This is a genomic window from Solilutibacter silvestris (genome assembly GCF_050574925.1).
GTDB classification, from domain to species: Bacteria; Pseudomonadota; Gammaproteobacteria; order Xanthomonadales; family Xanthomonadaceae; genus Solilutibacter; species Solilutibacter silvestris_A.
Map to the genome: position 1 here is coordinate 366,033 of NZ_JBCMOO010000002.1, position 14,598 is coordinate 380,630.

General features: G+C 64.7%; 13 protein-coding genes. 4 read left to right on the plus strand and 9 right to left on the minus strand.

What is annotated here, in order from left to right:
- Nucleotide 1 precedes the first annotated feature (1 nt).
- The 6 genes from ABE093_RS02370 to ABE093_RS02395 all read right to left on the minus strand — a co-directional run bounded on the left by ABE093_RS02370 (nucleotide 2) and on the right by ABE093_RS02395 (nucleotide 5,476).
- Nucleotides 2-535 (minus strand): DsbA family protein, encoded by a 534-nt coding sequence (locus tag ABE093_RS02370; protein ID WP_430759250.1) that lies wholly within the window; start codon nucleotides 533-535, stop codon nucleotides 2-4.
- Nucleotides 536-570: 35 nt separating this feature from the next.
- Nucleotides 571-1,056: a redoxin domain-containing protein gene (locus tag ABE093_RS02375; protein WP_430760061.1), complete on the minus strand. Its 486-nt coding sequence runs from the start codon at nucleotides 1,054-1,056 to the stop codon at nucleotides 571-573.
- Nucleotides 1,057-1,145: 89 nt separating this feature from the next.
- Nucleotides 1,146-3,029 (minus strand): M56 family metallopeptidase, encoded by a 1,884-nt coding sequence (locus tag ABE093_RS02380; protein WP_430759251.1) that lies wholly within the window; start codon nucleotides 3,027-3,029, stop codon nucleotides 1,146-1,148.
- On the minus strand, nucleotides 3,022-3,411 hold the full coding sequence (locus ABE093_RS02385) for a BlaI/MecI/CopY family transcriptional regulator (protein WP_430759252.1): 390 nt from the start codon (nucleotides 3,409-3,411) through the stop codon (nucleotides 3,022-3,024). Before ABE093_RS02385 ends, ABE093_RS02380 begins: the two co-directional genes overlap by 8 nt.
- A gap of 78 nt (nucleotides 3,412-3,489) precedes the next feature.
- Nucleotides 3,490-3,882 (minus strand): VOC family protein, encoded by a 393-nt coding sequence (locus tag ABE093_RS02390; RefSeq protein WP_430759253.1) that lies wholly within the window; start codon nucleotides 3,880-3,882, stop codon nucleotides 3,490-3,492.
- 46 nt (nucleotides 3,883-3,928) lie between these two features.
- Nucleotides 3,929-5,476, minus strand: a complete 1,548-nt coding sequence (locus tag ABE093_RS02395) for a fumarate hydratase (protein WP_430759254.1) — start codon at nucleotides 5,474-5,476, stop codon at nucleotides 3,929-3,931.
- Nucleotides 5,477-5,602: 126 nt separating this feature from the next.
- On the opposite strand from ABE093_RS02395, the gene ABE093_RS02400 reads away from it, so the two are divergent.
- From ABE093_RS02400 to ABE093_RS02410, 3 genes are read left to right on the plus strand one after another with little or no spacing between them, the layout of a single operon-like run.
- Nucleotides 5,603-6,136 carry an SRPBCC family protein gene (locus ABE093_RS02400; protein WP_430759255.1) on the plus strand — a complete coding sequence of 178 codons (534 nt, stop codon included), beginning with the start codon at nucleotides 5,603-5,605 and terminating at the stop codon, nucleotides 6,134-6,136.
- A gap of 24 nt (nucleotides 6,137-6,160) precedes the next feature.
- Entirely contained in the window at nucleotides 6,161-8,014 is a 1,854-nt protein-coding gene (locus ABE093_RS02405) for an ABC transporter ATP-binding protein (RefSeq protein ID WP_430759256.1), read from the plus strand.
- Between the two features lie 56 nt (nucleotides 8,015-8,070).
- Entirely contained in the window at nucleotides 8,071-8,871 is an 801-nt protein-coding gene (locus tag ABE093_RS02410; RefSeq protein ID WP_430759257.1) for a ferredoxin--NADP reductase, read from the plus strand.
- Between the two features lie 12 nt (nucleotides 8,872-8,883).
- Here the strand turns inward: ABE093_RS02410 and ABE093_RS02415 are convergent, their stop codons facing one another.
- Entirely contained in the window at nucleotides 8,884-10,932 is a 2,049-nt protein-coding gene (locus ABE093_RS02415; protein ID WP_430759258.1) for an amidohydrolase family protein, read from the minus strand.
- 99 nt (nucleotides 10,933-11,031) lie between these two features.
- Between ABE093_RS02415 and ABE093_RS02420 the strand changes: the two genes are divergently transcribed.
- Entirely contained in the window at nucleotides 11,032-13,230 is a 2,199-nt protein-coding gene (locus tag ABE093_RS02420) for a M3 family metallopeptidase (RefSeq protein ID WP_430759259.1), read from the plus strand.
- Nucleotides 13,231-13,307: 77 nt separating this feature from the next.
- Here ABE093_RS02420 and ABE093_RS02425 read toward each other — a convergent pair whose 3' ends face one another.
- Nucleotides 13,308-14,099 (minus strand): RsiV family protein, encoded by a 792-nt coding sequence (locus ABE093_RS02425; RefSeq protein WP_430759260.1) that lies wholly within the window; start codon nucleotides 14,097-14,099, stop codon nucleotides 13,308-13,310.
- 32 nt (nucleotides 14,100-14,131) lie between these two features.
- Nucleotides 14,132-14,407, minus strand: a complete 276-nt coding sequence (locus ABE093_RS02430; protein ID WP_430759261.1) for a GNAT family N-acetyltransferase — start codon at nucleotides 14,405-14,407, stop codon at nucleotides 14,132-14,134.
- Between the last annotated feature and the right edge of the window lie 191 nt (nucleotides 14,408-14,598).

Consider the following 14,598-nt stretch of genomic DNA (forward strand, 5'->3'; position numbering starts at 1 on the left):
GTCAGCGAACGGCGTCGAGTTGCGCCTGCACCGCATCGAACAGCTCATCGAAGCCGCGATGCGGTTCGAAGCGCGTGCCATTGATGAAGAACGTCGGCGTGCCGTTCACTCCGCTGCGGATGCCGCCATCCATGTCGTCCTGGATGCGCGCGGCATAGTCGCCGGATTCGAACGCCTCGCGCACGCCGTCACCCGGCAATCCCAGTGAGTGCGCGATGGCGATGTAGAGCTCGCCACCGAGTTGCCGCTGGTGTTCGTAGAGGACATCGTGCGCCTGCCAGAACTTGCCCTGCGTCGCCGCGTACTCGGCGAGGACGGCCGCCGCCATCGCCTGCGGATGGATCTCGGTCAACGGGAAGTTGCGGAACACCAGGCGCATGCGATCGCCGAAGCGCCGCTGCACCTGCTTGACGATGCCATAGGCGTCGCCGCAATACGGACACTGGTAGTCGCCGTATTCCACTACCGTCACCGCCGCGGCGGCACCGCCTTCGATATGGTCCTTGTCGCTGACGGGAATGCGCAAACCGGACATGGCGTCTCCTTGGGTGACAGCGTGAAAGGCGGTGGTCAGGTCGACGAAAGACCCTTGGCCAGTTGGTCGAGCGCATCGAGCACGCCATCGGCGCCGGGGTTGATCGCCGTCGGCGACAGGTAGCTCCAGGCGATTCTGCCCTGCGCGTCGATGACGAACAGCGCGCGCTTGGAACATCCATGCACTTCGTCGTAGGCGCCGTACAAACGCGAGACCGCGCCCTTGGGTTCGAAATCCGCAAGCAGATCGAAATGCAGGTTGCGATCCTTCACGAACGCCTGGTGACACCACGCACTGTCGACGGAAATGCCGAGCACGATGCCACCCTGCTTGCGGATGAGCGGCAAGGCCTGGTTGAACACCACCAGTTCATCGCCGCAGACGGCGCTCCAGTCCGCCGGGTAGAACACCAGCACCACCGGCGCGCCACGCAATTCCTCCAGCGACAGCGTCTGGTCGGGCGTGGCATGGAGGGTGAAATCCGGCGCCGGGGTGCCTGCGGCAAGCAAGGCGTTGGGCATCGCTGTCACAGCTTCGCTCCGGCATCGGTCGGAGCGAAGCATGCGCAGCGAAGTGTTATCCGGGCGTCAAGCCCGCCCGGATGATGCCGTCATTGCCGGGAGGGCGCCGGTTGCGCCAGTCCGTTCTGCACGGCCTCGTCGATCAATGCGCGCACCTGTTTGTCGATGATGCGAGCCTTCTGCTCCATTTCCTTGCCTACGGCATCCATCTGCTTGCCGATGGCGTCCATGGGCTTGGCGGCAGCGTCCATCTCGCGGGCGATGGCGTCCATCTTCGCGCTCTCGGCCTGCATGCCGCTCTGCTGGGCCTGCAGCGCGACGGAATGACGCTCCATCTGCTTGCTCAACGCGTCCTGCTGCATGGAAAGCTGCTGCATCTGGCGATTCAGCGCATCGCGCTGCGCGTCGCTCGCCTGCACCTGCTGCATCGCCAGCTTGCGTTGCTGTTCCGCCAACTCGCGCTGCTCTTCGGCCAGCTTCTGCATCTTGAGTTCTTCGTCGCGCGCCTCCGGCGTTTGCGCCACCTTCACTTGCATGCCATCCATGCGCTTGCCGAGTGCCTCGATTTCCTGCTGATGCGGCGCCATCTGCGCCTGCAGGTCGCGGATCTTCGCCTGCTGGGGCTCCAGGGCAGCCCAGGCTTGCTCCACGCGGGCCAGCGTCGCGGCATCGCGCACGACGTAAGCCTTGCCGTCCTTGCGGAACCAGATGAAATCACCTGCGATTCCACGGGTCGTGTCGTCGATGTCGCGCGAATCGACGGAATTGCCGGTGAGCGTCAGCTTGCCATCCCGCTTGTGCACCAGCGCGTAACCATCACGGGTATTGTCGCGAGCGGTTGCGATCTTCTTGGTGGTGACCGCCACCGGAGCGACCTTGGGTGCCGGCGATGGCGCAGGCGCGGATGCAGCAACACTGCCGCTCTCCTGCGGCTGCGCATGCGTATCGAATTTGGCGTAGGCCTGGACGGCGATGCCCAAGGCGACAATGCCGACAACCGGCACCAATACGGCGCTGCCGACGGTGCGACGTTCGGGGCGAAGCAATTGCTTGATGCGGGACATGAGCTGACCTCCATGCGCGGCTTGCGCGGGTACGAAGTTGGGTAGGGGCGACCGCGCGATGTTCATGCGGTCGAGTTCGGAAAGCGCAAGGGCGAGGCGGCGCGGGTCGCCAAGTTGGCCTGCGGCGAGATCGTCGGCGACCAGTTCGCGTTCGATGCGGATGCGCCGCGACAGCCACCACACCACCGGGTGATAGAACAGCAGCGCTTCGATCGCACCCTGCAGCAGGTTGACCAGGTAATCGTGGCGGCGGATGTGCGCGAGTTCGTGCGCGACCAGGGCTTCCAGCAATGGCACCGGCATGTTTGCGGCGATGGCGGCCGGCAACAGCACCATCGGTTTCCACCACCCCACCGACAGCGGACTGTCGCCCTCTTCGATCATGCGCACCGTGACCCGCCGGCGTATTCCGAACCCTTGCGCGAATGCATCCGCGCAGGCCTGCCAGCGTCGTGCATCTGCGCATGCGGCACGCGTGCGCAAGCGGCGCACCCACCACAGGCCGGAGGCCATGCGCAGGGCAAACACGGTGGTGCCTGTCGCCCACGCCGCGACGATCCACGCGAACATGGGATGCGTGGGCGATGGCAGCGACGCCAACAGCGGGATTCCGGCTTGCACCGGATCAGCGGACCCGGCAGCAGCGAATGCGAACGAAATTGCCGGCGTCGACGTGGAGATGCTTGCGACATACAGCTTCGCGAACGTCAGCACCGGCGCAATCAGGCAGGCAAGCAATGCCAGGCAGGCGACCGCATAGCGCGCCTGCGGGCGGGCCGAACGCAAGGCCAGCAGCGACATCCACGCCAATGCGCCGATCAGCGCGCCCTGCCAGAGGAAATGCAGCAAGGTGGCGGCCAGCAACGGAACCAACGCGGCGATCGCATCCGCGGAAACGAGGTCAGTCATTGCGGGTCTCCTCCAGGAAGCGCTGGATTTCCTCGCGTTCGGCATCGCTCACGCTGTCGCCGCGAAGCGCGGCCAGCACCAGGTCCTTGCCGGAACCGGCGAATGCCTTGTGGATGAAATCGTCGAGCAGCTTCGTCTGCATCGAGCCTTGTTTCTGCGCTGCCGAATACACGTGCGAGCGTTGGCTTTCATCGCGGTTGAGCAGCCCCTTGCCATGCATGATCTGCATCAGCCGCAGCACGTTTGCGTAGCCCAGGTCCGGACGCTCGCGCTGCTGCGCCTCGTGCACCTGCTTCACCGAGGATGGGCCGAGCGCCCACAGCGTACGCAACAACTCCAGTTCCGCCGGAGTGGGTTTGGGAAGCCGCCTGCCGATGCCCATCGTGATGCCCGTTGGATGCGATAACGGGCACCCTACGCCATCTAGAACTGTTTGTCTAGAAAAATTTGTCTAGACAGCTCAGGGCGGGCTGATGCGATGGAAGCCGCACAGCTTGTTGCCGCTAGGATCGCGTAGATAGGCCAGGTAGAGCACGCGGTTCTCGGTGCCGTGACGGATGCCGGGCGGATCCTCGACGCTGGTGCCGCCATTGGCGATTCCCGCCGCGTGCCAATCGTCGACGGCCGCGGGCGACGTGCCGAGGAATCCGATCGTGGTGCCGTTGCCGTGGGTGGCGGGCTGGCCATCGACCGGACTGGTGATCACGAAGCGGTTGCCGTCGTACTGGTACACCAGCCGCCCCCTGGCATCGATCACGCCAGCCGGCACGCCCAGCGCAGCGAGCGTGGCGTCGTAGAACTTCCTGGCGGCCTCGATGTCGTTGGCGCCCAGCACGATGTGACTGATGAACATGCCCTGCTCCTGGATGGATGACGACGGGTTACGCGACCACGTCGCGTCAAATGACGGCAACGGGAATCTTGCCGATTTTCGCCTGCCATTCGCGCGGGCCGGTCTGGTGGACCGAGCTGCCGCGACTATCGACGGCGACGGTGACCGGCATGTCCTCCACTTCGAATTCGTAGATCGCTTCCATGCCGAGGTCTTCGAAGGCCAGCACCTTGGCGGCCTTGATCGCCTTGGAAACAAGATAGGCCGATCCGCCGACCGCCATCAGGTAGACGGCACCGTTGTCGCGGATGGCGTCGATCGCGGCGGGACCGCGTTCGGCCTTGCCGACCATGCCGATCAGGCCGGTCTGTTCCAGCATCTGGCGGGTGAACTTGTCCATGCGCGTCGCGGTCGTGGGGCCTGCGGGGCCGACGACTTCATCGCGCACCGGATCGACCGGTCCGACGTAATAGATGAAGCGCCCCTTGAGATCGACCGGCAATGCCTCGCCCTTGTTGAGCATGTCGACCATGCGCTTGTGCGCGGCATCGCGACCGGTCAGCAGCTTGCCGTTGAGCAGCAGGGTTTCGCCCGGCTGCCAGGAGGCGATCTCTTCCTTGGTCACGGTGTCGAGATTCACCTTGCGGCCCTTGCTGGCGTCGTAGGCGATCTGCGGCCAGTCGGAGAACGACGGCGGATCAAGCGTGACCGGACCGCTGCCATCGAGCACGAAATGCGCGTGGCGCGTCGCCGCGCAGTTCGGGATCATCGCCACCGGAAGATTGGCGGCGTGGGTCGGATAGTCCTTGACCTTGACGTCGAGGACGGTGGTCAAGCCACCGAGACCCTGCGCGCCGATGCCGAGCGCATTGACCTTGTCGTAGAGCTCGAGGCGTAATTCCTCGGCGCGATTCGACGCGCCACGCGCCTGCAGGTCGGTGATGTCGATCGGCTCCATCAGCGATTCCTTGGCCAGCAGCATCGCCTTCTCGGCGGTGCCGCCGATGCCGATCCCGAGCATGCCCGGCGGGCACCAGCCGGCGCCCATGGTCGGCACCGTCTTCAACACCCAGTCGACGATCGAATCGGAGGGATTGAGCATCGCGAACTTCGACTTCGCTTCCGAACCGCCGCCCTTGGCCGCGACGATCACTTCCACGGTATTGCCGGGCACGACGCTGACGTTCACCACGGCCGGCGTGTTGTCGCCGGTGTTGCGGCGCTTGCCGGCGGGATCGGCCAGCACCGACGCGCGCAGCTTGTTCTCGGGATCGTTGTAGGCGCGACGCACGCCTTCGTTGGCCATGTCCTCGACGCCCATGGTCGCGTCGTCCCAGCGCACGTCCATGCCGATCTTCAGGAACACGGTGACGATGCCGGTGTCCTGGCAGATCGGGCGATGGCCTTCGTAGCACATGCGCGAATTCACCAGGATCTGCGCCATCGCGTCCTTCGCGGCCGGCGATTCCTCGCGCTCGTAGGCGGCGGTGAGATTGCGGATGTAGTCGGCCGGATGGAAATAGCTGATGTATTGCAGGGCGTCGGCGACGGACTGGATCAGGTCGGCCTGGCGGATGGAAACGGGGCCGGAAGAGGATGCGGTGGGAGCGCTCACGTGGCGGGGAATCGTGGTGGGAATCCCGCAATTTTAGTCCATCGCCGCCCCGCCCCCGCCCATGCCCCGCAGTCGTGCCATCATCCGTGCACGTTCCGACAAGGACGGTCCCCGGGAGATACTCCAATGTTCAAGAAGATCCTGATCGTGCTGGTGGTCGTGGTCGCCGCATTCCTCGGCTACGCCGCCACCCGCCCCGATACCTTTGAAGTCAGCCGCAGCACGGTGATCAAGGCGCCGCCGCAGCGCGTGTTCGACATCGTCAATGACTTCCACAACTTCCCGCAATGGTCGCCGTGGCAGCACCTCGACCCCAAGATGCAGACCACCTATTCGGGTCCGCAGAACGGCGTCGGCTCCAGCTACGCATGGTCGGGCAACGACAAGGCCGGCCAGGGCTCGATGAAGATCACCGAAGCGCAGGCGCCGGCGAAGATCGGCATGCAGCTCGATTTCATCAAGCCGTTCGCCAGCAGCAACACCGTGGACTTCGCCTTCGCACCGGAAGCCGACGGCACCAAGGTGACGTGGACGATGCGCGGCAACAGTCCGTTCGGAATGAAGGTGATGACCGTATTCGTGTCGATGGACAAGACGATCGGCCCCGATTTCGAACAAGGGCTGGCGAACCTCAAGACCATCGCGGAGACATCGCACTGATGCGGTGACGGGCAGACTGTCGCGATGCCGCCACCTCTGCCCACTCCCGATCTCTCCCTGCGCGAGCGCTTCCAGGCGCTGCGCAACCTGCCGCCGTTCCTGCGCGACATCTGGGCCACCAGTCCCGGGCTGACCAGCGCCAACATCGCCCTGCGCCTGGTGCGCGCGGTGTCACCGGTCGCATTGCTCTACATCGGCAAACTGATCATCGACGAGGCCGTGCGGCTGTCGCGCACGCCGTTGCCGCACGATGTCCAGGCCGCATGGCAATCGGGCCTGCTGAACCACCTGGTCGCCCTGCTCGTGCTGGAACTGGCGATCGCGGTCCTGTCCGACCTGATGGGACGCCTCGTCTCCTACGTCGATGGCGTGCTCTCCGATCTCTACACCAATCGCATCGGCGCGCGATTGATGGAACACGCAGCCACGCTCGACCTCGAGGACTTCGAGGACGCCGACCTGCAGGATCGCCTGCAGCGCGCGCGCATGCAGACCATGGGCCGGATGAACCTGATGGGCCAGCTGTTCGGGCAGGCGCAGGATTTCATCACCGTCGCCGCCTTCGCCGCCGGACTGGTCGCCTACGCACCGTGGCTGATGGCGATGCTGGCGCTCGCGCTGGTGCCGGCCTTCATCGGCGAATCGCATTTCAACACGCTCGGCTACCACCTCAACACGATGTGGACGCCGGAACGCCGCGAACTCGAATACCTCAAGCAGGTCGGATCGAGCGTCGAAACCGCCAAGGAAGTGAAGATCTTCGATCTCAACCGCTTCCTGATCGAACGCTTCCGCACCCTCTCCAACAAGTTCACCAGCGCCAACCGCAAACTGGCGGCGCGGCGCGCGGCCTGGGGCACGCTGCTGGCCGCGCTCGGCAGCATCGCCTACTACGGCGCCTACGGTTACATCGCGTGGCGCACGGTGCGCGGCGATTTCACCATCGGCGACCTGACCTTCCTCTCCGCCAGCTTCCTGCGCCTGCGCGGCCTGCTGGAATCGTTGCTGTCGGGCTTCGCGCAGGTGGCGAACCAGGCGCTCTATCTCGACGACCTCTATTCCTTCTTCAAGATCGAACCGGAAATCGTCAGCAAGCCCGGCGCGGCGCTGGTGCCGCGGCCGATCACCCGCGGTTTCGTGTTCGACAACGTCGGTTTCCGCTACGACGGTTCGGAACGCTGGGCGCTGCGCGGACTGTCGTTCGAACTCAAGGCCGGCGAAGTGCTGGCGCTGGTCGGCGAGAACGGCGCCGGCAAGACCACGCTGGTGAAGCTGCTGGCGCGGCTCTACGATCCCGACGAAGGTCGCATCCTGCTCGACGGCATCGACCTCCGCGACTACGACCTCGACGACCTCCGCGCCAACATCGGCGTGATCTTCCAGGACTTCGTGCGCTACCACCTCACCGCCGGCGAGAACATCGGCGTCGGCCAGATCGATGCCCTGCACGACCGGGCGCGGATCGAGCAGGCGGCGCAACGCGGCATGGCCGACGAGGTGATCGCCGAACTCCCGTCCGGTTACGACCAGCTGGTGGGCCGACGCTGGAAGACCGGCGTCGAACTCAGCGGCGGGCAATGGCAGAAGATCGCGATCGCGCGCGCCTACATGCGCGATGCGCAGGTCGTCATCCTCGACGAACCGACCGCCGCGCTCGATGCCCGCGCCGAATACGAAGTGTTCCGGCGCTTCAAGGAGCTGAGCGAGGAACGCACCGCGGTGCTGATTTCCCACCGCTTCAGCAGCGTGCGCATGGCCGACCGCATCCTGGTCCTGGCCGATGGCAAGGTCGAGGCGCAGGGCAGCCATGACGAGTTGATGGCCCAGGGCGGGCGCTACGCCGAATTGTTCGAATTGCAGGCCGCCGGCTACCGCTGAAGGCGCTGTCGGGCCGGGGGCATTAAAATGGCGGGATTGCCTCCGTTGTCGCCTGAATGTCCAACCCGCCGCCCTATTTCACCGAAACCGTGCTCGAGGTCCATCACTGGACCGATGCCTATTTCAGTTTCACCACCACCCGCGATCCGGGCCTGCGCTTCGAGAACGGCCAGTTCGTGATGATCGGCCTGCAGGGCGACTCCAAGCCGCTGGTCCGCGCCTATTCCGTCGCCAGCGCCAACTGGGCGGAGACCCTGCATTTCTTCAGCATCAAGGTCCAGGACGGTCCGCTGACCTCGAAACTGCAGCACCTGAAAGTCGGGGATTCGCTGCTGGTCAGCCGCAAGCCGACCGGCACCCTGCTGATCAGTGACCTCAACCCGGGGCGCAACCTCTACCTGCTCGGCACCGGCACCGGCCTCGCGCCCTGGCTGTCGGTGGCGCAGGATCCCGAGACCTACGAACGCTTCGAACGCGTGATCGTTTGCCACGGCGTGCGCAGCGCCGCCGACCTCGCCTACCGCGACTTCTTCGAACACGAATTGCCCAACCACGAACTGCTGGGCGAGCTGGTGCGCGACAAGCTGCTGTACTTCCCGGCGGTGTCGCGCGAACCGTTCGAGTACCGCGGCCACGACCACCACGGCCGCATCACCGACATGCTCGCCGATGGCCGCATCGCTTCCGCACTCGGCATCGACGCCCTGGATCCCGCGCACGACCGCGCGATGATCTGCGGCAGCCCGGCGATGCTCGCCGATTTCCGCACGCTGCTCGACGCGCGCGGCTTCAAGGTCTCGCCGAAGATCGGCCAGGCCGGCGACTACGTGTTCGAACGCGCCTTCGTCGAGAAGTGACCGTGGTGCGGGTCAATGACCCGCGACCGGCTTCAGCGGCTCCGCGAACGGCTTGATTCCGAGTTCGCGATAGATCTCCTGCGGGTAGTACAGCGTCGCGCCCTTGAGCACCGTGGCGACGTTGCGCAACGCGCGGATGTCTTTCGTCGGATCACCGTCGACCAGTATCAGGTCGGACTTCTTGCCGGGCGTGATCGAACCCAGGTCCTTGTCGACGCGCGAATAGCGCGCACCATTGCGGGTCGCGATCTGCAGCACCTGTGCGGGCGTCAACCCGGCATCGACGTATAACTGCAGTTCGCGCTGCAAGGCGAATCCCGGCACGTCGTCCGTCCCGGCGATCAGCGGCACGCCGGCCTTGTACATGCGACCGATGAATTCCACCATCTTCGCCACCGATTTGCGGTAGCGCTGTGCGGTGGCGTCATCGGGGATTTCCAGTTGCGCGACGCGCCCGTTGCGCACCACATCCGACGGCAGGTGGTCCTCGATTCCCTCGAACGCCGCCAGCGGCTCGCCATTGCGCTGCTTGAGGAACTCGAACGCCGTCATCGTCGAATCGATGTCGATCTGCTTCTTCGCCAGCTTGGCGATGAACTCCTGCACCGGCTTCGAATCGAAATCGAGATCGGCCACTTCGCGTGCCGGCAGGTAGAAGCGATCCAGCGTGCGGGTGTCGGTGTCGGGCTTCACCAGGAAATTCAACAGGACCTGGTTGATGTGCTGGATCTCGTCGAAGCCGTCGTCGACCACGTCCTGCGCGCGCAGGAAAGCTGGAACATGGCCGCTCACCCGCATGCCCTTCGAGTGCGCGTAGGCAACGGTTTCCTTGAGGATGTCCTTGGGGAAGGAGTTGTAGACCTTCAGCTGTGGATAACCATGCGCGGCGTACCAGTCGACCGCCTTCTTCGCCTCGTCGATGTTCTTGATCACGAAGCCCATGCGCGCGGAATACTTGCTTTCGCCCTCGATGAAACCGGCCGGCACGATGCGCGGAATCAGCAATGTGCCTTCACGCTCCTCGCGCAGCATGTCCTGCATGGTCGGATTGTCGTTGCCCATGTCGCGCACGCTGGTGACGCCGGCGGCGATGTCGAGCCCGCCGCTCCAGCGATCGATGTGCGCGTGGAGATCGAACAGGCCCGGCAACAGCGTGCGACCACCAGCATCTATCATCTGGTCGGCCTTGGCGGCCTTCTTCCCGGATACGGCGATCGAAACGATACGGCCATCACGAACCAGTACGTCCGCCGGCTTGCCGAGCGTCGCGGTACCGCTGTCGAACACGCGGGCATTGCGGATCAGCAGGCTGCCCGCGAGCGGATGGGCGAGGCGCTTCTGCATGTCGCGCAGCACTTCCTGCTCGGCGGTCTTCTGGCGCGCCTCGAGTGCGTTGGCGTTCGCCTCCCAACCTTCCTCGATCGCCTGCATGTAGCCCGGCACGATCGACGCGAACAGGCGTGGTTTCGGACCATCGTTCATCCACAGGAATTGCGGCGTGAAACCCAGCCCGGTAATCGCGACCAGTGTCGCCTTCTCAACATTGGTCCCCTTGCGTACCGGAACCGTATCGATCCGGCGCATGTTCAGGCGCCCCGAGGGCAGCAACGGGATGCTGTGGTCGGGACTGGCGGCAAGTGCCGTCAACATCACCGACATCGATTCCGGCGTACCGGCAAGCGGCGAATAGAACGCGCCAGGCACCAAGGTCGCTTCACCCTTGTCGATGGCCGATACCCAGCGCCCCTTGCCGTCCGCGGCATCGTAGCGCTCGTCCACGCTGGAACCGAACGTGGTCTTGCCGGTAATGTGGTAGCTCTTGAAGCCGCCGCCTGGCAGCAGGCTGTACTCCTCGTGGCCCTCGGGACCGCGGCCGTTGTCCTTGAAGATGAAATCGGTGCGGGTCACCCCGTCGTCGTCATGGGTCACCACCTGCTGGCCGGCCTTGGTCCCGCCATGCACCAGCACCACGTAACGCACCGTCTCGGCGGCGCTGACCGGAGATCCGGGCGTGAACGCCAATGCCAGCCCCATGGCTACCGCCAGTCCGTTCCTGACCATGCCGCACTCCCCGATGTGTGAGCGGTCGAGTCTAGGCCCTGCGGCGGCCGTCGTGCTGCGATAATCCGGGGTTTGTCACGTCCAAACGGGAATCCGCCCATGCCCCTGCCCTCCCGCACTTCGCTCGCCGCCGCGATCGCCCTCACCCTCGTGTTCGGCGCCACGGTCGATCATCCGTCCTACGCAGCCACCAAGAAACCGGGACACGCCATGCCTGCAGCCAGTTCCAATCCGTTCTTCCAGGACAGCACGCTCGAATTCGGCTTCCCGCAGTTCGACAAGATCAAGGCCGGCGATTTCGCCCCCGCCTTCGACCGCGGCATGGCCGAGCAGAAGAAGGAAGTCGAGGCGATCGCCAACAATCCGGCGAAACCGACCTTCGACAACACCATCCTGGCGATGGAGAAGAGCGGGCGCATCCTGTCGCGCGCGACCTATGTCTTCTCCAACCTGACCAGCGCCAACACCAATCCCGACCTCGACAAGCTCGACGCCGAGTACTCGCCGAAGTTCGCCGCGCACCGCGACAGCACCTATCTCAACGGCAAGCTGTTCCAGCGCATCAAGACGCTGTACGACGAGCGCGCGAAGCTGGGCCTGGATCCGCAGGGCACGCGCCTGGTCGAGCGCTATTACGAGGACTTCAAGCACGCCGGCGCCGACCTGACGCCGCAGCAGAAGGAACGCGTCAAGGCGATCAACGCCGAAGTCGCCGGCTTGCAGACCAAGCTCACGCAGAACGTGCTGGCCGAGGCCAATGCCTCGGCGGTCTTCGTCGACAATCGCGCCGAGCTCGCCGGCCTCACCGACGAGCAGATCCAGGGCCTCGCCGACGACGCCAAGGCCAAGGGCCAGCCCGGCAAGTTCCGCATCGCGCTGGTCAACACCACCGGCCAGCCGCTGGAAGCGCAGCTGGAGAACCGTGCGCTGCGCGAGAAGATCCACAACGCGTCGATCGTGCGCGGCAGCCGCGGTGGCGAGTTCGACAACACCGCGCCGATCTCGCGCCTGATGAAGCTGCGCGCCGAACGCGCCGCGATCATGGGCTATGCCGATTACGCCTCGTTCGCGCTGGCCGACGAAACCGCGAAGAACCCACAGGCGGTCAACGCGATGCTCGACAAGATCGCGCCCATTGCAGTCGCCAACGCCCGGAAGGAAGGCGCCGTGCTGCAGGCGATGATCGACAGCGAACAGAAGGCCAAGGGCCAGCCGACCTTCAAGCTGGAACCGTGGGACTGGGCGTTCTATACCGAGAAGGTGCGCAAGGCCCAGTACGACTACGACGAAAACGAGATCAAGCCCTATCTCGAGTTCAACAACGTGCTCAACAACGGCGTGTTCTTCGCCGCCAACAAACTGTACGGGCTCAGCTTCAAGCGCCGCACCGACCTGCCGGTGTACCAGGAAGACGTCCAGACCTATGACGTCTTCAACGAGGACGGCAGCAAGCTCGCCATCATCATCGTCGATCCCTATGCGCGCGCGTCCAAGCAGGGCGGCGCGTGGATGAGCTCCTACGTCGACCAGTCCGACCTGATGGGCACCAAGCCGGTGATCGCGTTCCATCTCAACGTCACCAAGCCGACCGCGGGCAAGCCGTCGCTGATGACCTGGGACGACGTCAACGGCGCCTTCCACGAATTCGGCCACGTGCTGCACGGCATGTTCTCGAACGTGAAGTACCCCTACTTCGCCGGCACCAACGTCCCGCGCGACTTCGTCGAATATCCGTCCCAGGTCAACGAGATGTGGATGGACGACCCGACCGTGCTCGCCAACTACGCCAAGCACTGGCAGACCGGCGAACCGTTGCCGAAGGCGCTGCTCGACAAGGTGATGGCGGCATCGAAGTTCAACGAAGGCTTCAAGACCGGCGAATACCTCGGCGCCGCGATGCTCGACCAGAAGTGGCACCAGATCCCGGCCGCCTCGGTTCCGGAAGCGAGCGGCGTGATGGCCTACGAGGCGAAGTCGCTGAAGGACATCGGCCTCGACTACGCGCCGGTGCCGCCGCGTTATCGCACGCCGTACTTCAAGCACATCATGGAAGGCTACGCCGCCGGCTACTACGCCTACATCTGGTCGGAAGTGCTGGACGCCGACACCGCGAAGTGGATCCGCGACCACGGCGGCCTGACCCGCGCCAACGGCGACCGTTTCCGCTCGATGCTGCTGTCGCGCGGCGGCAGCGTCGACGCGATGGAACTGTTCGAGAAGTTCTACGGCGGCAAGCCCGACATCCAGCCGCTGCTGGAACGTCGCGGACTGACGAGCGAGCCCGCCGCGAAGAAGTGACGGGAATCCCCGCGTCGCAAACGAAAACGCCGGCAATGCCGGCGTTTTCCATTTCAGCGACGGGAATCAGCCCGTAATCATTCGAACAGATTTCGGTATTTCGGATTGAGGTATTGCTGGAACACCGCCACCGGAACATCGGCGCGCTGGATGCCATCGGAATAACCGGCGACCTGGTACGGCGGAAACACGAAGGTCAGGCCCACCAGCTTGCCTTCGGCATCGATCATCGGTTCGAACTCGCTGAACCCGCTTGCGGCGGGCTGGGTGCCCGCCTCGACGATCGGCTTCATCTTCGCGACGGCCTTGTCGATCTCTTCCGGCGCCTGCTTGTCGTCTTCCATGCGCGCGCGGATCTGTCCGATCAGGGTCTCGCGTACGCTGTTGGAGATGGTGACCCAACCGGCATCGCCGGTGAGCAGGTCCTGGGCGCGGATCACGCTGCCACCCTGCGCGTCCCAGAGGAAACGCCGGATCAACGGATCGCCCTGGGCGCCGCCGCTGTAGAGGCTGCCATCCGCTGCGATCGCGATCAGCCCTTTCGCCTGCGGCACGATCTGGCGGAACTCCAGGCTCATGTCGTAAGGCACGCCGGCATCGCCGGCCTTGTGGGGAGCTGCCGCATCGACCAGTCGCTTGCGCGAAGCGTCGGCATAGGCCTTCATCTCGCGCGCCAGTCCGGAGGGCAGCACCATGCCCTTGGGATAGGTGATGCCAAGCAGGTACGTTTGTGTGTGCTCGATCTGGTCCTGCAGGACCACCGGCGCGACTGCCGCGGCGGGTGGCGCGGCGGTCGTGGGCGCATTCGCAGGCTGTTCGCGCTTGCAGGAGGCAGCCAGCACGACGGTGCATGCCAGCATGGCGACCATCAACTTTGCGTGGGGAAGATCGCCTCTTGGCATCACACCCTCAACGCGTCGTATTCGGGATGCCGTCGCATCCACGCATCGGCATAGGAACAGGCCGGATGCACTTTCATGCCCTCGGCACGGGCATAGTCCAGGCCCGCCTTCACCAGTTCACCGGCGATGCCCCGCCCCCCGATGGCCGATGGCACGATGGTGTGGTCGATCGACAGGACATCGCCGTGTCGCGAATACTCGATGTATCCCTCGTGGCCGTCGACCATGGTGGTGAATCTCCGGGTCTCCGGCACGTGGTGGATCGTGATCGTCATGGCGCAGCCTGTCCTGCCTTGCGTTTTCAATGAGCCCCAGTGGCGCCACCCCTGCCGCCATCCAACTATTGTGCGTGAGCAAACAGGCGGTCGGCGTGAGTGCCGCGTGAAAATCACATCGATCCAATGGCATAAGCGGGTCACCGTCGCGGCGCGTTAACATCGCGCGATCCAATCCCAAGACGCTCGCC